This window comes from Streptosporangium sp. NPDC002524 (assembly GCF_040295985.1).
Classification (GTDB): domain Bacteria; phylum Actinomycetota; class Actinomycetes; order Streptosporangiales; family Streptosporangiaceae; genus Streptosporangium.
The window spans coordinates 211,688-231,607 of the sequence record NZ_JBEOWK010000009.1 but is presented as its reverse complement, the minus strand read 5'-3'; the positions used below and the strand labels follow the sequence as shown (position 1 = coordinate 231,607).

Below are 19,920 nucleotides of genomic sequence, written 5' to 3'. Positions count from 1 at the left end.
TAGCCGGGAATGTGTTGTTCGTGGGGACAGCCGACATACGCCAGGCCACCGGCGGGGATCTTCCCGCCATGGTCCGGTCACTCGGCCAGGAGGAGTACTTCAGCGACCGGCTGGCCCTGCAGGACAGCGGCCACGGTCTGCTCCTCGTCGCCTGGCAGGAGGGTGTCACAGATGGTGGGGCGGGTGACGTGGCGGTGGGGGACGTCTACGTCTGGCTGGCCGCCGCCGAGGAGGCGGAGCTGCGCGCCCACCTGCCGCACGTCGCGTTGCTCACCCACCTGGAGGTCGTCGCCGGACGGCGCAACGAGGGGATCGGCACCGAGCTCCTGAGGGCCGCCGAGCACCGGCTCTGGGATCTGGGCCACAAACAGGTCGCCCTCGGCGTGGGCCTGGACAACCGCGACGCCCAGCGGCTGTACGCCCGCCTGGGCTACACCGAGTGGCCCCACGGCCAGGTGGCCACGACGGAGGTCGTCTACCACCCCGGCGGTGAGCGCGAACTCCGTCCGGAGATCTGCCGGATCATGGTCAGGCAGCTCGACCCGGAACGGGGAGGTCCCTGGCGGTGAGCGTCGCGGGCCTTCGGCGAATCCGCCGCCGACCATTCGGATCTCCGGCACCCGCTGACCGCCCGGACCTCCTTCACCCGCGAGCGCCGGACGGTGGCCCGGTTTCGGAGCGCGGCAGTACGATCAATACCGTTTAAGGACGATATTCGCCTGTAAATCGCACCTGTCCATATCGTCTTTCGCGGGTGGCCGGGGCGATCATCCGCCTGGGGTGGTGACGGACCCCGTCCCCGGACCCGCTGGAGCGTGAAGATGACCCTCATGGGCCTGGACCCCCGCACACCGGTGCTCGTGGGCGTCGGCCAGTCGTCCGAGCGGATCGGCGAGCCCGGCTACCGGCGGCTGTCGCCCGTCGAGCTCGCGGCGGCCGCGGTCCGCGAGGCCGTCGCCGACACCGGCGCGGACGGCGCGGCGGTCGCCGCCGCCGTCGACACCGTGGCGGGGGTGCGCCAGTTCGACATCTCCGCGCCCGGCGTCCCCGCGCCGCTGGGCCGCTCCACCAACTACCCGCGCTCCGTCGCGGGCCGGGTGGGGGCGAACCCCGGCCGGGCGATCCTGGAGGTGGCGGGCGGGCAGGCTCCCCAGCACCTGGTCAACGAGCTCGCCGCGACGATCGCGGCGGGATCCTCGCGGGTGGCCCTCGTTGTCGGCTCCGAGGCCATCTCGACGGTGCTGCACCTGGCCGGGGCCGAGGACAGGCCCGATTTCACCGAGACGGCCGAAGGCGACCTGGAGGACCGGGGTTACGGCCTCGAAGGCCTGGTCTCCCGGTTCCTGACCGCGCACGGGCTGGCGGGCGCGCCGAGCCAGTACGCCCTGTTCGACAACGCGCGCCGGGCCCGCCTCGGGCAGACGAGGCAGGAGTACGCGGCCGGGATGGGGGCGCTGTTCGCCCCCTTCACCAGGGTCGCCGCCGCCAACCCGCACGCCGCCGCCCCCGTCGAGCGCGGCCCCGCGGAGCTGGTCACCCCGGCCGAGGGCAACCGGTTCATCGCCGAGCCCTACACCCGCTACCTCGTCGCCCGCGAGAAGGTCAACCAGGGGGCGGCCGTCCTGCTGATGTCCGTGGCCGAGGCGAGGCGTCTCGGCGTTCCCGTGGAGAAGTGGGTCTTCCTGCACGGCCACGCCGACCTGCGCGAGCGCGACCTGCTGGACCGGGCCGACCTCGGCGTGGGGCCGGCCTCCGTCATGGCCGCCGGGCACGCCCTGGACCTGGCCGGCATCGGGGTGGCGGACCTGCACGCCATCGACCTCTACAGCTGCTTCCCGATCGCCGTCTCCAACATCTGCGACGGCCTCGGCCTCGCCGCCGACGACCCGCGCGGGCTGACGGTCACCGGCGGCCTGCCCTTCTTCGGCGGGGCGGGCAACAACTACTCGACGCACGCGATAGCCGAGATCGTCCAGCGGCTCCGGGCCAGGCCCGGCTCGTACGGCATGGTGGGGGCCAACGGCGGGATGCTGAGCAAGTACTCGGCCGGTGTCTACTCGACCACCCCCGCCGGGTGGCGCCAGGACCGCAGCGCCGCGCTGCAGGCCGAGATCGACGCCTGGCCCGCCGTCCCGCAGGCCGTCCGGGCCGACGGGTGGGGCACGATCGAGACCTACACCGTCAGGCACCGGCGGGCCGGCACCCGCTTCGGCATCGTGGTCGGGCGGCTGGAGGCCGACGGCCGCCGCTTCCTGGCGACGACCGCCGAGGGTGACGAGGAGACGGTCGCCCTGCTCGGCGACGGCGAGCCCGTCGGCCGGCGCGTCCACGTCCGCTCCCTCGACACCGGCAACCGGGTGACCGCCGAAGCCGGGACGGACGGCTGACCTCGGACACGATCGGCCTCGTCGCGCGCCCGGCAGGGCACGGGACGAGCCGGTGGGACCGGGGCGTCACGGCCTCCGCGCTTTTTATTTCCGGAGGGACGCGCCATCCGGAGGTAAAAAGCGCGGCATCGCACGACGGGGGTTCGCCGATCCAGGTGTGCCGGTGCGGGGGAGCGGTCATACCCCTCGTCGAGGAAGCCCGGCGCGCCCGAGGGCGCGGGTGCCGGAGGGTGATCGCGAGACGGCCCCGCTAGGCTGGGAGGCACGGATCCCGCCGACGCCGGGGTCCCGCGGCGGTGGGGCCCGCCGCGCCCAACCGCGGCACCCGCTGCCGCCAACGGTCCCTACCCGTGACAGGTCGTGCCCGCGCAGCCGTGCCGGGCCTTCACCACGCGTAGGGAGAGGCATGTGTCCGACCAGGCGAGGTTCACGGTGGCGACCGAGCCCATCGACCCTGACGTCAACCCCGGCACCAATTCCAGCACCGACCCCGACGTCAACCCCGGCACCGATCCCGGCACCGACCCCGACGTCAACCCCGGTACCGATCCCGGCACCAATTCCGGCACCAATTCCGGCACCAATTCCGGCACCGACCCTGGCACCGATCCCGATCCCGATCCCGATCCCGATCCCGATCCCGATCCCGATCCCGATCCCGATGCCGTTCCCGATTCCGGTACCGGTACCGGTCCTCCCGGTGTGCGCGGGCGCCATGGGTCGCGTCGCTCCCGTCACGGTGTCCTGGCGGTGGTCGCCGCCGGTGGCGCGATCGGCACGGGGGCCCGCTACGGCGCCGCCCTGCTGTGGCCGACCGCGACCGGCTCCTTCCCGTGGACCACGCTGGCGGTCAACGTGACCGGCTGCCTGCTCATCGGTGTTCTCCTGGTCATGATCACCGAGGTGCGGACCGCGCCGGCCTGGGCGCGGCCGTTCCTGGCCACCGGCGTGCTGGGGGGTTTCACCACCTTCTCCACCTACTGCCTGGACATCGAGCGCCTGGTCTCCGCCGGCCGGACCGGGCTCGCGCTCTGCTATCTGGCGGCGACGGTCCTGGCGGCGCTGGCCGCGGTGACGGCCGGCACGTGGACCACCCGCCGGCTCCTGAAGAGAACGGCGAGAGCGGCGGCGAAGGCGACAAGAGTGACGAGGGCGAGGAGGGGAGCGCGATGATTCCAGCCGGACGGGCGCTGCGGTTGACGATCTTCGTCGACGACACCGACACCTGGCACCACCGGCCCCTGTACACCGAGATCGTGCACCGTGCCCACGCCGCAGGGCTGGCCGGGGCGTCGGTCTTCCACGGCCTCGAAGGTTTCGGCACGACCTCGATCGTGCACACCACCCGGCTGCTCTCGATGGCCGACGACCTGCCGGTGGCGATCACGATCGTCGACACCGAGGAACGGATCCGCGCCTTCCTGCCGCAGCTGGACGACATCCTCGGCGAGGGGCTCGCCGTCCTGGACGAGGTCGAGGTCGTCCGCCACCGGGGCGGGCGGGCGACGTGAGCGGGCCGCGGGACTGGCTTCCGGTGCTGCTCGGCGGCGCCGTCGGGGCTCCGCTGCGCTATCTGACCGACCGGGCCGTGCAGGCCCGCCACGACACGGTCTTCCCCTGGGGGACCTTCACCGTCAACGTGATCGGATCGCTGATCCTGGGTCTGCTGACCGGGGCGGCGCTGTCCGGCGCGGTGGGCACCGACGTGCGGCTGCTGCTCGGCACCGGGTTCTGCGGGGCGCTGACCACGTACTCGACGTTCTCCTACGAGACGCTGCGGCTGGCCGAGACCGGCGCGATCCTCTTCGCGGTGGCCAACGTCGTCGCCTCGGTCGTCGCGGGGCTAGGGGCGGTGTTCCTCGGCCTCGCCCTCGCCCAGGCGATCTTCGCGTGACCTCGTCCCACCGAGGTCCGGGAGACGTACGGTCTCGGAAGCCGGGTCTGGGAGGGTCCGGGAGCTGTACGGCCTCGGAAGGCGGGTCCGGTGGACGGCCGGTCCCGGCAGGGGGACCGTCGCGTCAGGCGTCCTGCCGCGCGGGCCGTTCGCCGTCGGAGGGCCGTTCGCCGTCAGAGGGTCGATCGTCATCGAGAGGCCGCTCGCCGTCGAGAGGCCGTTCGTCGAAGGGCCGGGCCATCTCGTCGAGGACGTCGTCCATGATCTCGTCCAGCGGGCGGGTCTCGTGCTCGTCGGTCCACAGGTGCGTGGCGATGCGCAGCGCGACCAGGAAGGCCGCGGCCATCACCTGGGGGCGCGGGCCGGAGCCGCCGTCGCGTTCGGTGATGACCTGGGCGAGCTCGCGTTCGAAGTTGGTGTGGTTGGCCAGCTGCCTGGCCAGGAGCGAGGGGTGCCGCTTGGCGAGCCTGGCGCGGATCACCCACTGCCTGTCCGGCCCGCCCAGCTGGCAGTAGACGTCGTGGGCGGACGCGTGCAGCGCCCGCCAGGCCGGTTCCCCGGCGGGGCGGGTGCGAATCCGCTCGACCAGGAGGCGGATGCGCTGCTCGTCGCCGTAGAGGAGGGCGTCCTCCTTGCTGGCGAAGTAGTTGGAGAAGGTCCGCCGGGAGATGTTGGCGGCGTCGGCGATGGCCTCGACGGTGACGTGCTCCAGGCCGTGCTCGACGGTGAGCCGCAGGGCGGCCTCGTGGACCGCCAGCCGCGTCTCGGCCTTCTTGCGCTCGCGCAATCCCGCTGTGATCTCCATGACGTGAACAGCCTACTGTCCGGATAAGTGTGCCCAGTGCGCAAACTTTCTCAGTGGGCATGTATCTTGTCACGGTCTGTCCTAATTATCTGTATCGGAGGTCGTGCGTGAGCACGCAAGCGGTCGCGCCACCCGGCGCGGAACCGATGACCCATCGCGAGATCCTCGAAGCGCTGAGCGGTCTGCTCCTCGCCCTGTTCGTGGCGATGATCAGCGCCACGATCGTGTCGGTGGCGCTGCCGCAGATCATCGGCGCGCTCGACGGCACCCAGTCCCAGTACACGTGGGTGGTCACCGCGTCGCTGCTCGCCGCGACCGCGTCCACCCCGGTCTGGGGCAAGCTCGCCGACCTGTTCAGCAAGAAACTGCTCATCCAGATCTCCATCGTCATCTTCATGGTGAGCTCGCTGGCCTGCGGGTTCGCGCAGAACACCGGCCAGCTCATCGCCTTCCGCGCCATCCAGGGCCTCGGCATGGGCGCCCTGCAGGTCCTGGTCCAGGTCATCATCGCCGCGATGATCAGCCCCAAGGAACGCGGACGCTACAACGGCTACCTCGGCGCCGTGATGGCCGTGGCCACCGTGGCGGGCCCGCTCCTCGGCGGCCTGATCGCCGACACCTCGTGGCTGGGCTGGCGCTGGTGCTTCTTCATCGCCGTGCCGTTCACGATGATCGCCTTCGTCCTGCTGCACAAGACGCTCCACGTGGTCACGGTCCGGCGGCCGGACGCCAAGGTCGACTACGCGGGCGCCACGCTGATCGCCGCGGGGGTGAGCGTCCTGCTCATCTGGATCACCTTCGTCGGCAACTCCTTCGACTGGATCTCCTGGCAGACCGGGGCCATGGTCGGTGGCGGGATCGTCATCCTCGCCGCCGCCGTGCTGGTGGAGTCGCGGGTCAAGGAGCCGGTCGTGCCGCTGCACATCGTCCGCAGGCGTGACCCCGCCCTGGCCATCCTGGCCAGCCTCGCGGTCGGCATGGCGATGTTCGGCGGATCGGTCTTCCTGGGCCAGTACTTCCAGATCGGCCGAGGGTACGGCCCCACCGAGGCCGGGCTGCTGACCATCCCGCTGATGCTCGGCGTGCTGCTCTCCTCGACGGTCTCCGGGACGCTCGTGTCGAGGAGCGGCAAGGTCAAGCCGTACATCGTGGCGGGCGCCGTCGTGCTCACCGTGGGATTCCTCGGCCTGTCCGTGATCGACCACGAGACCTCGCTGGTGTTCGTGTCGGCCGCGATGCTGCTGGTCGGCATCGGTGTCGGCATGTCCATGCAGAACCTGGTGCTGGTCATCCAGAACGTCGTCCCGCTGCGGGAGCTGGGTGCCGCCAGCGGCGCCATCACCTTCTTCCGTTCGCTGGGTGGCACGATCGGGGTCTCGGTCCTGGGTGCGATCCTGGCCAACAGGGTGGCCACCGGCATCGCCGAGGGCTTCGCGAAGGCGGGCATCCGGCCGTCCGGCTCGGGGGGCAGCACCCTCAACCTCCAGGCGCTGCCCGAGGCCGCGAGGACCGTCGTGCGCGCGGCGTACGGCGACGCCACCGGGCACATCTTCCTGGTCTCCGCCGGGATCGCCGCGGTAGGCGTCGTCGCCGCGCTCTTCCTCAAGCCGACCAGGCTCCGTGACAGCCTGGACCTGCCGGACACGCGGGAAAGCGCCGCCCTGGCCGACTGACCCGGTAGCCGCCGACCAGGGGTCCGCCACCCCGGGGTTCGCCACCCGGGGTCCGCCACCTCGGAGTTCGCCATCCGGGGTCCGCCGACCCGGGCGCGGGGACGGCGCCGCGATCGCCGCGCGGGACTGCCCGGCGGCCGAGAGCACCTGGCGGAGCCCGGCGCTCAGGTGGCCGAGAGCGTCTGATGAAACCTGACGCTCAGGAGGCCGGGAGTGTCTGACGAAGCCTGACGCTCAGGAGGCCGGGAGCACCTGAGGAACCCCGGCGCTCAGGTGGCCGAGAGCACCTGGTGGAGCCTGGCGGCGAACGCCTCGGGCTCGGAGCCGAAGCCCCCGTGGTCGCCGGGGAACGCCGTGGGCCGCGTGCCCAGCAGACCGGCCACGGCGGCGGCGGCCCGGTACGGCGGCTCGCCCTCCGACTCCTCGCCCACCGCGGCCACGACGCGCACCGAGGACGCCCCGAGCGCCACGGTGTCGGGGGTGTACCGGGAGAACGGCGGCACCTCGTAGCCGATGAAGAACTCCATGTTCCTCTCGATCCGCGCCAGCATCTCCATCGTCTCCGGGTCGGGTTCGCCCTGTGGCGCCTGAGCGCCCCCGGGGATCCGCTCCGGTCCATCGGCGGACGGGTCACCCTCCGTCGCCCGCGCACCCCCCACCCGCGCGCCTTCCCCCTGCCGACTTCCCGCCCGCTCGTCCTCCGCCTGCTCGTCTCCTGCCTGCTCGCCTTCCGCGCGCTCGTCGCCGCTCGCCGCGAACGCGGCGGACAGGGCCCCCATGGCGGCCCCGGTCCCCTCCTTGGCGAACGCCTCCTCCACGTCCCGGACGACGTCGCGCCAGCGGTCGCGGTCGGGCAGCAGCTCGAAGAGCGGCGGCTCGTGGGCGACCAGGACGCGCACCTGCTCGGGATGGCGGGCCGCCAGCTCCAGGCCGATGATCGCCCCGGAGCTGTTGCCGAAGACGTACGCGGGATCGTCGGCGGTGACCCCCACCTCCACCAGCACGCGATGCGCGTCGTCGGCGTGCGTCTCGATGCTCTGCGACTCCGGCGGCCCGTCCAGGGGACTGCGCGAGTTACCCCGCCGGTCGTAGGTCACCACCGTGTAGCGGTCGGCGAGCTGTTGAGCCAGGCTCGCGTACCCGGCGGCGTCGTAGACCCCGCCGCAGATCAGCAGCAGAGTCGGGCCCGAACCCCGGATCTCGTGGTGAAGGGTCGCGCCGGGCACCTTCAGGGTGCTCGTCCTCGTGGGTTCCATGCTCGTGTCTCCTCGGAACTCGCCGGTCTCGGTTCGGCCGGTCACCGAGGGGTCGGAGCCGCGGCCGCGTCCTCGACATCCTCGCGCGAGATTCCCGGGAAATTCCGGACGCCGTCACGGGGTCGTGGAACTAGGCGGGCGCCGGGGGCTCGTACTCCAGGCCGAGTGTGGGGCAGATGTCCCGCAGGCACTCCTCGAAGACCGGTTCGAGGTCGGAGTAGGCGAAGTCCAGCTGGTTCAGGACCTCCATGCACAGCAGCCCGTACAGCCTGATCCAGCGGGACCCGTACAGCCTGATCCGGCGGGGCAGAAAGACGTGCGCCACCGACGGCCCGCGCCGGCCGGTCGCGCTGGCGGGGGCCGCCGGTCCGCTGGAGGCCCCCGCTGCGCGGACCCCGCACGGGGGGCTCAGCCGGGCAGGCGCCGGACCCTAAGGACGTTGTCCCTGCGGGTGGTGGGCTTTCCGTCGGGGTCGTTCTGGATCCGGTCGTGTTCCTCGCAGAGCTGCACCTCCCACTCCCCGTCCGGGAGTTGCAGGGCCTCCAGGACCTCCTCCGGCGTGGGGAGGTGCACGTCGGGATGGGGATTGGGCTCCCAGGCGGGGAATCCGGCGTGCCCGACGACGAGGAGTGTCCCGCCGGGCGCGACCGCGGAGGCGGCGGTCCGCAGGATCTTCTCGCGCGGCATGTCGCCGGGGGAGTGCAGGAAGTGCGCGGAGACGAGATCGAAGAGACCCTCTGGGAAGGAGGCTCCCAGGTCGTGCCGCTGCCAGTCGACGCGGTCGGCGACGTCAGCCGACGCGGCGTGCCGGGCGGCGCGCTCCAGGGCGACGCCGGAGATGTCGGTGGCGGTGACGCGCCACCCCCGCCGCGCGAGCCAGATCGCGTCGGCTCCCTCGCCGCATCCCAGGTCCAGGGCGCTGCCCGGCTCCATGCCGGTGACCTCGCGGACCAGGATGACGTTGGGGTTCCCGCTCCAGATCTGGTCGCTCTCGCCGTAGCGGAGGTCCCAGAACTCCTCCTCCGGGAGGGTGGCCTCCCGCGTGTGGCCGTGCCCGTGCTCATGTCCCCCGTCTGAGGGAACCGAGGGGGCCGGGGGGACCGAGGAGTCCGGGGCCGAGGGGGCCGAAGGGGCCGGGGAGTCCGGGGGAGTTGTTGTCACTGTTTGTTCCATTCGTCCGCTCACGTGTGATTTATTCGTTCATCGCCCATGGTCCACCCTGGTCCCGGAATTTGACAAAATTACTTGCCGGGTTGGCAAATGGAGGCATGGCAGACGACACCATCGCGAGCGTGCTGACCGCCGTGGGTCCGAGGCTGCGGGCGCTGCGCCGCACTCGCGGCACCACCCTGGCCCAGCTGAGCGAGACGACCGGGATCTCGCTCAGCACCCTCTCGCGCCTGGAGTCCGGGCAGCGCAAACCGACCCTGGAACTCCTGCTGCCCCTGGCGAAGGCGTACGGCGTGCAGCTGGACGAGCTGGTCGGCGCGCCGGAGACCGGTGACCCCCGCGTGCACATGCGTTCCTTCACCCGGCACGGCATGACCTTCGTGCCGCTCGCCCGTCATCTCGGCGGCCTGCACGCCTACAAGCTGATAATGCCGGGCAGGCCGCACGGGGACGCGCCGCTGGAGCAGCGCACCCACGAGGGCTACGAGTGGCTCTACATCCTGTCGGGCCGGTTGCGGCTGCTCCTGGGCGAGCACGACCTCGTCCTCAGCCCGGGGGAGGTGGCCGAGTTCGACACCCGCACCCCGCACGGGTGGGCCGCCGCGGGTCCCGAGCCGGTCGAGTTCCTCAGCCTGTTCGGGCTGCAGGGCGAGCGGATGCACGTGCGGGCCAGGCCCGCTGACAGCTGACCCACTGCCCCGCTGACCTGCCGACTCGCTGACCTGTTGCCCCACTGACCTGTTGCCCCGCTGGCCCGCTGACCTGCTCTGCCGACTCGTTGACCCGTTGACCCGTTGTCCCTCTGACCCGCTGGCCCTCTGACCCGCTGGCCCGTCGGCCCGCGTACCGGTGGTGGTGGTCGTCACCGGTACGCGGGCGCCGGGGGTGTCACATGTCGAGGATCGGGATCAGCTGCCGCTCCTCGTAGTCGAGGTGCCTTTCGAGCTCGTCCGTGAGCCGTTCGACCTCGGCGAGCACCAGCGGGGGGTCCGCGCCCTCGGTGGAGATGACCTCCCGCAGCTCCTCGACGAGAGCCGCGATCTTCTCGTGTTCCCGGCTCAGGCGCTCCAGGGTGGGGGCGAGTTCGGGGTAGCGGTCGGCGAGGAAGGGGAACATCGCGATGTCCTCGCCGGTGTGGTGGTTGTTCAGCCCCTGGCAGAGGGTGAGGCAGTTCACCCGCAGCTGGGCGCCCAGCCCGGTACCCGACTCGGTGACCTCCTCGCGGATCAGTGAGAGTTCCCGCCGGAACATGTCGTGGACTCGCTTGAGGGTGTCGCTCGCCGATCCCGCTTTCGGCGGCCCGCCCCCGGCCAGGGCGACCACGGGGATGACGCGGGTCGTCTTCGCCTGGTAGTCGGCCCAGCCGGGGTTGGCCTCGGCCGCGCGGGCGAAGACGCGGTCGCGTTCGGCGCCCTCCAGGACGACGGCCCGCGCCTCGTAGGTGAAGAGGCCGTCCTCGACCGTGACGAGCGGGTTGGCCACCAGGTTGTGGTACCAGGCCGGGTGGTTCGGCGCGCCACCGGCAGAGGCGATGACCAGGATCCGTCCGCCGCCGTCGGGAAGGTAGCCGAGCGGGGTCGTGTGCCGGGCGCCGGATCGCGCTCCGACGGTGGTCAGCAGGAGCAGCCGGGCGCCCTCGAAGGGGCCGCCGACCTTCCCGCCGTTGGCACGGAACTCCTCGATGATCTGCTGGTTGAATTCGATCGGCATTCTCTGTTTTCTTCTCCGGGTTCGATGGTCCCGCGAGCTGTTCGCGGGCATGACGAAGGACCGCCCGGCGGGCGGCACGACATCACCACGGGGCGACCGCGACCGTGGTGCGGGCAATGAGGGGGGCGCGCTAGACGACCGGCCGGGCCGGTGATTCACCGCCGGGGCCGGTTCGCGGATGGCGCGAGATCGGCGACGGCCGACGACGACCGGCACCGTGAGAGCGCGTGGGGATCACGCGGAACGTGGTGGCCACCTGGGACGCGGAGACCGCGAGGTGGGGACCACGGAAGGAGTCGCGCCGAACGCGCGGAAGAGAGAAAAGAAGGGGGGCCTCTGGCCCGCCCGGGGCTCACGCCTCGGCCGGGTGCCCTACTCGCTGTTGGCCAAAGGCCGACCCGGCAGTCACGAGGTCAACCGTAGTGTCACGGACTCGCGAAGGCAACGCCGCGCCCGCCGACGCCGTACGACACCATACGTCGCCATCCGGCGCGGCCCGGCGTCTTCGCTTCGAGGTCGTCCGGTGCCACGGACGCGCCAGGGCGACTCACCCGGCGCCGGGTGATCCGTGTCAGCTATTCATACGATGTATGCATTGAGTGTATAGTCGCGATCATGTCTACCGGACACGTCATGCTCGGGCTGCTCGCCGAGCGGCCCAAGCACGGGTACGAGCTCAAACGCGAGCACGACCAGCGCCTGCCGGGTGCCAGGCCGCTCGCGTACGGACAGGTCTACGCGACGTTGCAGCGCCTGCAGCGGGACGGGTTCGCCGAGGTGGCGGAGACCGTGCGGGAGGGCGGCCCCGAGCGCACGGTGTACGCCATCACCGGGGAGGGGCTGGCCGAGCTGGCCCGGTGGCTGGAACAGGTGGAGACACCCGCGCCGCACGTCTCCAGCGCGCTCGTCTCGCGCGTGGTCGTGGCGATCGTCGCCGGTGGCGCCGCCGACGGCTACCTGGTCAGGCAGCGCGCCGCCCACCTGGCGCGGATGCGCGAGCTCACCGCGGAGCGGGCCTCGGGGTCCCCCGCGCAGGTGCTCGCCGCCGACTACGCGCTCCAGCACCTCGACGCCGACCTGCGCTGGATCGAGACGGCGATGGAACGGCTCACGGATCTTAAGGAGGAGATGGATGCTTGAGGCACGTGCGTTGCGCAAGACCTTCGCCAGGACCGTCGCGCTGGACGGCGTGTCCGCGGAGATCGGCGACGGGGAGATCGTCGCGATCACCGGGCCGAGCGGTTCCGGCAAGTCGACGCTCCTGCACTGCCTGGCCGGGATCGTCCGCCCCGAGTCGGGGGAGGTGCACTTCGACGGGCGGCGCGTCGACACCCTCGGCGACGCCGATCGCACGAGGCTGCGCAGGCAGAGCTTCGGTGTCGTCTTCCAGTCGGGCAGGCTGGTCCCCGAGCTGACCGCCGAGGAGAACGTGGCGCTGCCGCTGCTGTTCAACCGGCACGGGCGCCGGGAGTCGCTGCTCGCCGCCCGGTCCCGGCTGGAGAGGCTGGACGTGGCCGGATGCGCGGACCGGCGGCCCGGCGAGCTGTCCGGCGGCCAGCTGCAACGGGTCGCCGTGGCCCGCGCGCTGGTCACCGGCCCCCGGGTGGTCTTCGCCGACGAGCCGACCGGCGCGCTCGACTCGCTGGCCGGAGAGCGGGTGATGGACGAGCTCGTCGGCACGGCCCGCGCGGACGGCACCACACTGGTGATCGTCACCCACGACAACCGGGTGGCCGCCTACGCCGACCGGGAGATCGCGCTGCGCGACGGCAGACCGGCGGGGGTGATCGTGTGATCGCCGTGATGCGGATGCTCGCCAGGGGCGGGTCGCGGCGCGAGCGGGTACGGGGGCGTCTCATGACCGCGGGGGCGGCGCTCGCGACCTTCCTGCTGTGCGTGGCGGCGAACCTGCTGGCGTTCGGGCTCGGTGTCTCGGTTCACCCCGAGGGCTTCCTCGTCCAGACGCGGATCGAGTATCTGGGCTTCTTCTCCGGCCGGGACGCGCGGCTGCTCACCGCGCTGGCGCTGGCCCTGCTGGTCGTGCCCACCATGGCCTTCGTCCACCAGGTGAGCCGCCTGGCCACCGCGACCCGGGAACGGCGGCTCGCCGCGCTCCGGCTGGCCGGGGCCACACCGCGCGAGGTGCGCCTGCTCGGGGCGTACGAGAGCGGGTGGCGGACCCTGCTGGGCGGGGTGTGCGGCGTCGCGCTGTACCTGGTGGTCAACCTGGCGGTGGCGGGAGCGCTGCGGGGCGCGGTGCCCCTGGTCCCAGCGGCGCAGCTCGTGGCGATCCTCGCCGCGGTGACGCTCGCCGGGACGCTGTCCGGGCTGATGGCGGGGCGGCACGTGGTGACCTCCCCGCTGGGCGTGGTCCGGCGGACGCCCCCGGCCGGTCCCAGGGCGCTCGATCTGGTGCTGGTCACGGTGGGTGCCGGGCTGCTCGTCGCGGGGTTCGTCGACAGGGGAGATTTCCTCCGCGTGCCGTACGTCGCGGTGCTGTCCATGGTGGTCGGCATGGTGCTCCTGCTGTTCGGCCTGGTCCTCGGCGCCGCGTGGCTGATCAGGGTGGCCGCCCGCTGGGCCGGTGACCGGACCGGGACGGCGGAGACCCTGCTGGCCGCCCGGATGGTCGGGGCCGACCCCCGGGGGTGGGCCCGCGCGCTGTCGGTGGTGGGGCTGACCGTGTTCTTCGGCGCCGGGGTGGGCGCCCAGCAGGGGCCTATCCTTCTCCGGGGCTATCTCGATTCCTCCTGGGCGGTGGCCTATCTGCTCGTGGACCTCGCGCTGCTGGTCGCGCTGGTCACCTCGGCCGCCGCCCTCGTGGCGCACCAGGCGGAGGACCTGCTGGACCACCGGCACTCGTTCGCGGCCCTGGCCGCCTCGGGGGTGCCCGGTCCCGCGCTGGGCCGGGTGCTCACCCGGCAGGCGCTCATCGCGGCGCTGCCGGTGTGCGTCGTGTCCGCCATCGCTGGGGTGGGGGTGGCCGTCTCGTCGATATGGGACGTCTACCGCGAGGTGCCGGGGGCGTTCGCCGTCGCCGCCGGTGGGGCGGTGCTCATGGCGGGGATCGGGGTGCTGGCCGCGACGCTGGTGGCACGGGCCGCCCGGCCGATCCTGCGCCGCACGCTGCGGCCGGAAGGGCTCCGGGACGAGTGAGGGGGAGCCGGGGGGTGTGTGAGTATGGGGGTGACTCCTCCCGGGTTTCCCCCGGCGCTCCCCTCGGGGTCGCGGGTCCTGGATTCGTGCGTCTCGGGGGCATGGAAGCCGGGTGCGCGGGCATCGGGCTCACGGGTTCGCGGGTTCCGGGCTTGTGGGGGCTGGGTACGCGAGTCTTGGGCTTGTGAACCTCGGCCCTGAACCGTCCCGAGTCTTCCCCGGCTCTCCCAGAGAGGACGTGGTCGCCGTGCCGTCCGTCCGGCCCGGAGCACCGGGACCGTCCCCCGCCTCCCCGGCCACGGTCGCCGCGGTGGTCGCGGACGTCTCCGCCACCGGGGGATACTTCGGCCTGGACCTCGGACCGGTTCTCCGCGAGCCCGGCTGGCGGCCGCTCACCGACCTGGTCGCCGACCCCGGCACCGTGGAGGCCCAGGTCGCGGACATGGCCGGGCGGCTCGGCACCGGGGAGACCCGGGTGGCCGCCTCCATCCTCTTCCAGGGCCTGGCCGCCCGTTTCTGGTCGCCGCCCCTCGGCGCCGCGATCGCCCACGGCCTGCTCGTCGACCTGGACCCCCGGCAGGTGCACTGGCGACCGGTGGCCGGTGGTCCGCTGCCGCTGCGGGCCGCCCACCTGGAGGGGTGGGAGGTCCGCGATCCCGCGCGGATCGCCGGGCCGCTGTACCGCACCGTGGTGACCGGGTTGCTGGAGCCACTCGCCGGGACGGTCCGGCGGATCGTGCCGACGGCCCCCGGCCTGCTGTGGGGCAACGCGGCCTCCGCCCTGGTGGGCACCCTCCTCGAACTGGGCCGCCACCACCCCCGGCTCGCCGCCGAGGCCGTGGCGGTGGGCCGCGAGCTGCTGGACACGGGCCTGCTGCGCGGCACCGGCGAGCTGGCCGAACCCGCCCCCGGCCGTCCCCTCTTCACCCGGCGCAGCTGCTGCCTGTTCTACCGCCTGCCGGACGGCGGCATGTGCGGCGACTGCGTTCTGGCCGATCCCGGGGTCCGTCGCGAGAGGTGGGCGCGAGCCGCGCGGAAGTCCGGTCGATGACCGTGCCGCTCCTGGGCCCCTGCCCGTCCGGGGCCGTACCCGGGTATGGTCCCGGCCGCCCAGAGCGCGACCGCGATGTACAGGATCTGCTCGGGAATCCTGATCCACAGGGGTGTCGCCTCGTCGCCGCCGAAGGGTACGTCGGCGACGGCCGCGTAGACGTTGGCCGGAAGCAGCAGCACGTAGAGGGCGGTCAGGCCGATCCCGGCGGCCCGGCGCGTCGCGGCGACCACGAGGCCTGCGGCGCCGAGGAGTTCCAGCACGCCGGTCGCGTAGACCACGGCACCGGGGAACGGCACGATCGGCGGTACCATGCGCACCATGTCGGCGTGGTTGGGCATGACGGTCACCCCCGCCGGGACGAAATGCGCGGTGGCGGTGACGACGAGCATGACGGCCATCCCGTGTGCCGCGCTCGCGGGCCAGGTGGCGAACCGGCGGGCACCCAGCGCGCCCAGGGCGCGGAAGCCCAGGGTGGCGACCACGAGGACGATCTCGACAACGAACGCGGACATCGGCGTATCCCTTCTTTGGATAGTGACACTATCTCATGCTTGGATACTGTCGCTATCCAATAACGCGAAGGGATCGCGAGACGGTCGTGGCACATCACGACCTACCGGTCCGCCGGTCCGCCGGTCCGCCGGTCCGCCGGTCTGCTGGTCTGCTGGTCCGTGAGTCCGTGAGTCCGTGAGTCCGTGAGCCCGTGGGCAGGGGCATGCGGCGCGCGGCTCGCGAGGGGCCGCCGGGCCCCGGGTGTCACACCGGCCGGTGCGGCACCGGAGACCCGGTGGTCACGCGTCGAGCACCTCCGTGTTCTGGCAGGCGACCAGGAGCCAGCGCCCGTCCTCCTTGGCCATGACGTACAGCGGGCTGCCCTCGTTCTGTCCCTCGATCGGGTGACCGTCGAGGGTCACCGCCCGCTGGCGCACCTTGACGGCGGCGACGTCGGGACGGACGAACAGCACGTGCACCACCTCGTAGGCGCTCGTCGAGTCCTTCATCGCGCCGGGAAGCACCCGGTGGGTGAAGTCCGAGATCTCGTCACGGCCGGTGAGGCGTCTGCCGTGCCCCGTCGTCCAGATCGCGTCGGACCTGAACAGATCGACGAACTCGCCGGGGAGTTCGTGCTGCTGGGCGTGCTCCAGCGTGGCGATCACCTGCTCGATCGCCTCGATCTCGGTCTCGCGTGCCCGCTCGTCGATGTGTGTCGCGTTCATGTGGATCAGCGTGGGGCCTCAAGCATGGTTGAGGTCAACCTGGCCGGTCGGGTCGCGTTCCCGGCTGGTCGGCGCGGGAACGCGACCGGGTTCGCCTGGTCACTTGGCAAGGACCACGAAGACTCCGAAGGCGGCGGGAGCGTGTGAGTGTCGATCGTTTTTTCGTGAAATTTGCCCTGATAGTGGACGCTCCGTGAGGAGAACCTGAAGCTCGACAGCGTTTCACCTATGTGTGACATCGCACTGGACGCGCACGTGTTCGCCGCATGTGTCCGCCCCGAGGCGGTGACGACTCCGGTGGTACGGGCCCGCGAGGCTCGTGAGGTTCGTGAGGAGAGGGCGGGTGTGATCCGATGACCTCCGCGAAGGCGACGTCCGCAAAGAAGACCCCGGTGAAGGCGACGTCCGGAAAGAAGGCCCAGGCGAGGACCACCTCCGGGAAGAAGGGCTCAGTAAGAACGGCGTCCGGGAAGAAGACCTCGGCGAACCTGGATCCGCGACGTGACTACCCGCTGGCGTCCCATCGTCCGGAGCTGCTCAGGACACCGACGGGCAAGCGCCTCGACGAGATCACCATGGAGGCCGTCCTGGCCGGGGAGGTGGTGGCCGAGGACCTCCGCATCGCGCCGGAGACGTTGCGGCTGCAGGCGGAGGTCGCGGACTCGTCCGGCAGGCCGCAGCTCGGGCAGAACTTCCGGCGGGCCGCCGAGCTGACCGCGCTGCCGGACGAGAAGGTGCTGGAGATCTACAACGCGCTGCGGCCGCGCGCCTCCACGAAACAGCGGCTGGCCGAGATCGCCGAGGAGCTGGAGCGCGACCACTCCGCCACGCTGTGCGCGCGGCTGATCAGGGAGGCCGCCGACGTGTACGAGCGCCGGGGCATCCTCGCGAGCTGAACGCGACGCGTGTTCGACGGCTGGGCAGGGCGTCAGGAAGGTGGGACAGGGGATGAGCACCAGGAAAGCGGCGGGCGGGCAGGCCGGCGGGCAAGCGGATGAGCGAGCGGACGGACGGGCGGGCGCACGGGCACCGGCACCCCGGCGGTCCGGTCGCGCGGCGGCCCGGCGGGCGCTCGACGTCCCCCCGCGATCCGAGGGCACGGCGGCCCGGCGGGCGCCCGGGGGCCCCTCACAACCCGACTCACGACCCGACGCCCCTCCGCGATCCGAGATCCCTTCGCGGTCCGAGGTGCCCCCGCGATCCGAGGTCCCTTCGCGGTCCAAGACGCCCCCGCGATCCGAGGTCCCTTCGCAATCCAAGGGCTCCCCGCGGTCCGAGACTTCCCCGCGGTCCGAAGGCGCGGCGGGCCTTCCGGTGCCGCCCGTTTCCCGGCGCTCCAGGCGTACGGAGATCCTGGAGGACCGCCCGGTCAACCTCGACGGCTTCGTGGAGGAGTGGCCCGAGGTCGGCATGGTCGCGATGGACAGCCCGTACGACCCGCGCCCGAGCGTGCGCGTGGAGAACGGGATCATCGTGGAGATGGACGGCAAGGAGAGGAAGGACTTCGACTTCCTCGACCAGTTCATCGCCGACCACGCGATCGACGCCTCGGCGGCCGAACGGGCGATGGCCCTCGAACCCGCCGAGATCGCGCACATGCTGGTGGACTCGAAGGTGTCGCGCGGAGAGGTGCTGGCGGTCTCGTCCGGCCTGACCCCGGCGAAGCTGCTGGAAGTCGTCAAGACCATGAACGTGGTCGAGATGATGATGGCACTGCAGAAGATGCGGGCACGGCGCACCCCGGCCAACCAGGGACACTCCACGAGCGCGCGGGACAACCCGGTCCAGGTGGCCGCGGACGCCGCGGAGGGCGGGCTGCGCGGGTTCCGCGAGCTGGAGACCACCCTCGGCGTGGTGCGGTACGCCCCGCTGGTAGCCATCGCGTTGCAGGTCGGCGCGCAGGCGGGGAGACCCGGCGTGCTCACGCAGTGCGCGCTGGAGGAGGCCACCGAGCTCGAACTGGGCATGCGCGGCATCACCGCCTACGCGGAGACGATCTCGGTGTACGGCACCGAGCAGGTCTTCTGCGACGGCGACGACACCCCGTGGTCGAAGGCGTTCCTCGCCTCCGCCTACGCCTCCCGGGGGATCAAGATGCGGTTCACCTCCGGCACCGGCTCCGAGGTGCAGATGGGCCACGCCGAGAGCAGGTCGATGCTGTACCTGGAGATCCGCTGCGTCCTGGTCGCGAAGGGGGCCGGGGTCCAGGGCCTGCAGAACGGCTCGATCAGCTGCATCGGCGTGCCCGGCGCGGTACCGGCGGGGATCCGCGCGGTGCTGGCCGAGAACCTCGTCGCCGGCACCGTCGACCTCGAGTGCGCCTCCGGCAACGACCAGTCCTTCTCGCACTCCGACATGCGCCGCACCGCGCGGCTGATGCCGCAGCTGCTGTCGGGCACCGACTTCGTCTGCTCGGGCTACTCCGCCGTGCCGAACTACGACAACATGTTCGCCGGTTCCAACCTGGACCCCGAGGACTACGACGACTGGAACACCATCCAGCGCGACCTGCAGGTGGACGGCGCCCTCCGGCACGTCCCCGAGCCGGAGATCCTCGCCGCCCGGCGCAGGGCCGCGCGTGCGCTGCAGGGCGTCTTCGCCCACCTCGACTTGGCGCCGATCACCGACGGGGAGGTCGAGGCGGCCGTCTACTCCCACGGCAGCAGGGAACTGCCGCCGAGGGACGTACTGGAGGACCTGAAGTCGGCGCGCTCGGTGATGGACCGGGGCGTCACCGGGCTCGACATCGTCAAGGGGCTGGAGGCCGGTGGCTTCCCCGACGTGGCCGAGGCGCTGCTGGGCGTGCTGAGGCAGCGGGTCTCCGGTGACCTCCTGCAGACCTCGGCGATCCTGACCCCGGAGCTGACGACGCTCTCGGCCGTCAACGACCCCAACGACTACGCGGGACCGGGCAGCGGATACCGCCCGGACGGCGCGCGCTGGGAGGAGATGAAGCGGCTGCGGCACGTCGTCGGCGCCCGCGACCCGGAGGAGGGGGAGGTCGCGGCCACCGCGCGCACGATGCGCCTGGGGGAGAAGGGCGCGGCGCGGCCGGGACGCCGCTCCGACGAGGTCGTCATCGGCGTCTCCCCGGCCTTCGGCGCCTTCTTCTCCACGACCATCGTCGGCGTCCCGCACACGGAGGTGCTGCGCGAGCTGCTGGCGGGGGTGGAGGAACAGGGGGTGCACGCCCGCGTCATCCGGTTCTACGGCAGCTCCGACCTCGCGGTCATCGCCCACGGCGCGGCCGTGCTGTCCGGGTCGGGGATCGGCGTCGGCGTCCTCTCGCGCGGGACCACCATGATCCATCAGAGGGACCTGCTGCGCCTGTCGAACCTGGAGCTGTTCCCCCAGGCGCCGCTGATGGACCTGGAGACCTTCCGCAGGATCGGCGGCAACGCGGCCCGGTACGCCAAGGGCGAGTCGCCCGAACCCGTGCCCTCGCGCAACGACTACATGGCCCGCCCGCGCTGGCAGGCCAAGGCCGCGCTGCTGCACATCAAGGAGACCGAGTTCGTACGGGAGGGCGCGGACCCGGTGGAACTCGACGTGCTGATCCGGATGGCCGATACCGGCTGAGCCACAGGAAACGGAAGCG

20 protein-coding genes are annotated in these 19,920 nt (G+C 72.1%); 13 read left to right on the top strand and 7 right to left on the bottom strand.

Features of this window, described 5'->3' with window-relative positions:
• Window positions 1–20: 20 nt before the first annotated feature.
• The 5 genes from ABT053_RS18165 (at window position 21) to crcB (ending at window position 4,281) form a co-directional block, all read left to right on the top strand.
• The gene (locus tag ABT053_RS18165; protein ID WP_350970206.1) at window positions 21–569 is read left to right on the top strand and encodes a GNAT family N-acetyltransferase; all 549 of its coding nucleotides are present in this window, start codon (window positions 21–23) and stop codon (window positions 567–569) included.
• Between the two features lie 252 nt (window positions 570–821).
• Window positions 822–2,387, top strand: coding sequence for an acetyl-CoA acetyltransferase (locus ABT053_RS18160; RefSeq protein ID WP_350970205.1), 1,566 nt, complete (start codon window positions 822–824; stop codon window positions 2,385–2,387).
• A 408-nt stretch (window positions 2,388–2,795) separates the two neighbouring features.
• Window positions 2,796–3,560 carry a fluoride efflux transporter FluC gene (locus ABT053_RS18155; RefSeq protein WP_350970204.1) on the top strand — a complete coding sequence of 255 codons (765 nt, stop codon included), beginning with the start codon at window positions 2,796–2,798 and terminating at the stop codon, window positions 3,558–3,560.
• Window positions 3,557–3,898, top strand: a complete 342-nt coding sequence (locus ABT053_RS18150; RefSeq protein WP_350970203.1) for a DUF190 domain-containing protein — start codon at window positions 3,557–3,559, stop codon at window positions 3,896–3,898. The genes ABT053_RS18155 and ABT053_RS18150 overlap by 4 nt, the downstream gene beginning before the upstream one ends.
• A complete protein-coding gene (gene crcB / locus ABT053_RS18145) occupies window positions 3,895–4,281 on the top strand; it encodes a fluoride efflux transporter CrcB (RefSeq protein WP_350970202.1) in 387 nt (128 codons plus the stop codon). The genes ABT053_RS18150 and crcB overlap by 4 nt, the downstream gene beginning before the upstream one ends.
• Before the next feature lie 124 nt (window positions 4,282–4,405).
• Here the strand turns inward: crcB and ABT053_RS18140 are convergent, their stop codons facing one another.
• Window positions 4,406–5,086: a TetR/AcrR family transcriptional regulator gene (locus ABT053_RS18140; protein ID WP_350970201.1), complete on the bottom strand. Its 681-nt coding sequence runs from the start codon at window positions 5,084–5,086 to the stop codon at window positions 4,406–4,408.
• A gap of 146 nt (window positions 5,087–5,232) precedes the next feature.
• Here ABT053_RS18140 and ABT053_RS18135 point away from each other — a divergent pair, with 146 nt between their 5' ends.
• Window positions 5,233–6,759 (top strand): MDR family MFS transporter, encoded by a 1,527-nt coding sequence (locus ABT053_RS18135; protein ID WP_350970317.1) that lies wholly within the window; start codon window positions 5,233–5,235, stop codon window positions 6,757–6,759.
• 269 nt (window positions 6,760–7,028) lie between these two features.
• Here the strand turns inward: ABT053_RS18135 and ABT053_RS18130 are convergent, their stop codons facing one another.
• The 3 genes from ABT053_RS18130 to ABT053_RS18120 all read right to left on the bottom strand — a co-directional run bounded on the left by ABT053_RS18130 (window position 7,029) and on the right by ABT053_RS18120 (window position 9,176).
• A complete protein-coding gene (locus tag ABT053_RS18130) occupies window positions 7,029–8,015 on the bottom strand; it encodes an alpha/beta fold hydrolase (protein WP_350970200.1) in 987 nt (328 codons plus the stop codon).
• A 130-nt stretch (window positions 8,016–8,145) separates the two neighbouring features.
• Window positions 8,146–8,340: a hypothetical protein gene (locus ABT053_RS18125; RefSeq protein WP_350970199.1), complete on the bottom strand. Its 195-nt coding sequence runs from the start codon at window positions 8,338–8,340 to the stop codon at window positions 8,146–8,148.
• An 83-nt stretch (window positions 8,341–8,423) separates the two neighbouring features.
• On the bottom strand, window positions 8,424–9,176 hold the full coding sequence (locus ABT053_RS18120) for a class I SAM-dependent methyltransferase (RefSeq protein WP_350970198.1): 753 nt from the start codon (window positions 9,174–9,176) through the stop codon (window positions 8,424–8,426).
• 107 nt (window positions 9,177–9,283) lie between these two features.
• On the opposite strand from ABT053_RS18120, the gene ABT053_RS18115 reads away from it, so the two are divergent.
• Window positions 9,284–9,874: a helix-turn-helix domain-containing protein gene (locus ABT053_RS18115; protein WP_350970197.1), complete on the top strand. Its 591-nt coding sequence runs from the start codon at window positions 9,284–9,286 to the stop codon at window positions 9,872–9,874.
• 199 nt (window positions 9,875–10,073) lie between these two features.
• On the opposite strand, the gene ABT053_RS18110 is transcribed toward ABT053_RS18115, so the two are convergent.
• A complete protein-coding gene (locus tag ABT053_RS18110; RefSeq protein ID WP_350970196.1) occupies window positions 10,074–10,895 on the bottom strand; it encodes a nitroreductase/quinone reductase family protein in 822 nt (273 codons plus the stop codon).
• Window positions 10,896–11,510: 615 nt separating this feature from the next.
• On the opposite strand from ABT053_RS18110, the gene ABT053_RS18105 reads away from it, so the two are divergent.
• The 4 genes from ABT053_RS18105 to ABT053_RS18090 all read left to right on the top strand — a co-directional run bounded on the left by ABT053_RS18105 (window position 11,511) and on the right by ABT053_RS18090 (window position 15,102).
• Window positions 11,511–12,035, top strand: a complete 525-nt coding sequence (locus ABT053_RS18105) for a PadR family transcriptional regulator (protein ID WP_350970195.1) — start codon at window positions 11,511–11,513, stop codon at window positions 12,033–12,035.
• Complete coding sequence (locus tag ABT053_RS18100) at window positions 12,028–12,690, top strand: ABC transporter ATP-binding protein (RefSeq protein WP_350970194.1); 663 nt, start codon at window positions 12,028–12,030, stop codon at window positions 12,688–12,690. Before ABT053_RS18105 ends, ABT053_RS18100 begins: the two co-directional genes overlap by 8 nt.
• Window positions 12,687–14,051 (top strand): FtsX-like permease family protein, encoded by a 1,365-nt coding sequence (locus tag ABT053_RS18095; protein ID WP_350970193.1) that lies wholly within the window; start codon window positions 12,687–12,689, stop codon window positions 14,049–14,051. The genes ABT053_RS18100 and ABT053_RS18095 overlap by 4 nt, the downstream gene beginning before the upstream one ends.
• A 247-nt stretch (window positions 14,052–14,298) precedes the next feature.
• The gene (locus ABT053_RS18090; RefSeq protein ID WP_350970192.1) at window positions 14,299–15,102 is read left to right on the top strand and encodes a (2Fe-2S)-binding protein; all 804 of its coding nucleotides are present in this window, start codon (window positions 14,299–14,301) and stop codon (window positions 15,100–15,102) included.
• Here the strand turns inward: ABT053_RS18090 and ABT053_RS18085 are convergent.
• Entirely contained in the window at window positions 15,000–15,617 is a 618-nt protein-coding gene (locus tag ABT053_RS18085) for a DoxX family protein (RefSeq protein WP_350970191.1), read from the bottom strand. The genes ABT053_RS18090 and ABT053_RS18085 overlap by 103 nt on opposite strands.
• Before the next feature lie 279 nt (window positions 15,618–15,896).
• Window positions 15,897–16,322, bottom strand: coding sequence for an SgcJ/EcaC family oxidoreductase (locus ABT053_RS18080; protein WP_350970190.1), 426 nt, complete (start codon window positions 16,320–16,322; stop codon window positions 15,897–15,899).
• Window positions 16,323–16,714: 392 nt separating this feature from the next.
• Between ABT053_RS18080 and ABT053_RS18075 the strand changes: the two genes are divergently transcribed.
• Window positions 16,715–17,218, top strand: a complete 504-nt coding sequence (locus tag ABT053_RS18075) for a diol dehydratase small subunit (protein WP_350970189.1) — start codon at window positions 16,715–16,717, stop codon at window positions 17,216–17,218.
• 418 nt (window positions 17,219–17,636) lie between these two features.
• On the top strand, window positions 17,637–19,901 hold the full coding sequence (locus ABT053_RS18070) for a propanediol/glycerol family dehydratase large subunit (RefSeq protein WP_350970188.1): 2,265 nt from the start codon (window positions 17,637–17,639) through the stop codon (window positions 19,899–19,901).
• Window positions 19,902–19,920: the final 19 nt, after the last annotated feature.

Coding starts and splice junctions, on each gene's coding strand:
- ABT053_RS18115 (WP_350970197.1), top strand. CDS start 9,284: ATGGCAGACGACACCATCGCGAGCGTGCTGACCGCCGTGGGTCCGAGG.
- ABT053_RS18100 (WP_350970194.1), top strand. CDS start 12,028: ATGCTTGAGGCACGTGCGTTGCGCAAGACCTTCGCCAGGACCGTCGCG.
- ABT053_RS18135 (WP_350970317.1), top strand. CDS start 5,233: ATGACCCATCGCGAGATCCTCGAAGCGCTGAGCGGTCTGCTCCTCGCC.
- ABT053_RS18140 (WP_350970201.1), bottom strand. CDS start 5,086: ATGGAGATCACAGCGGGATTGCGCGAGCGCAAGAAGGCCGAGACGCGG.
- ABT053_RS18085 (WP_350970191.1), bottom strand. CDS start 15,617: ATGTCCGCGTTCGTTGTCGAGATCGTCCTCGTGGTCGCCACCCTGGGC.
- ABT053_RS18130 (WP_350970200.1), bottom strand. CDS start 8,015: ATGGAACCCACGAGGACGAGCACCCTGAAGGTGCCCGGCGCGACCCTT.
- ABT053_RS18150 (WP_350970203.1), top strand. CDS start 3,557: ATGATTCCAGCCGGACGGGCGCTGCGGTTGACGATCTTCGTCGACGAC.
- ABT053_RS18105 (WP_350970195.1), top strand. CDS start 11,511: ATGTCTACCGGACACGTCATGCTCGGGCTGCTCGCCGAGCGGCCCAAG.
- ABT053_RS18160 (WP_350970205.1), top strand. CDS start 822: ATGACCCTCATGGGCCTGGACCCCCGCACACCGGTGCTCGTGGGCGTC.
- ABT053_RS18110 (WP_350970196.1), bottom strand. CDS start 10,895: ATGCCGATCGAATTCAACCAGCAGATCATCGAGGAGTTCCGTGCCAAC.
- ABT053_RS18080 (WP_350970190.1), bottom strand. CDS start 16,322: ATGAACGCGACACACATCGACGAGCGGGCACGCGAGACCGAGATCGAG.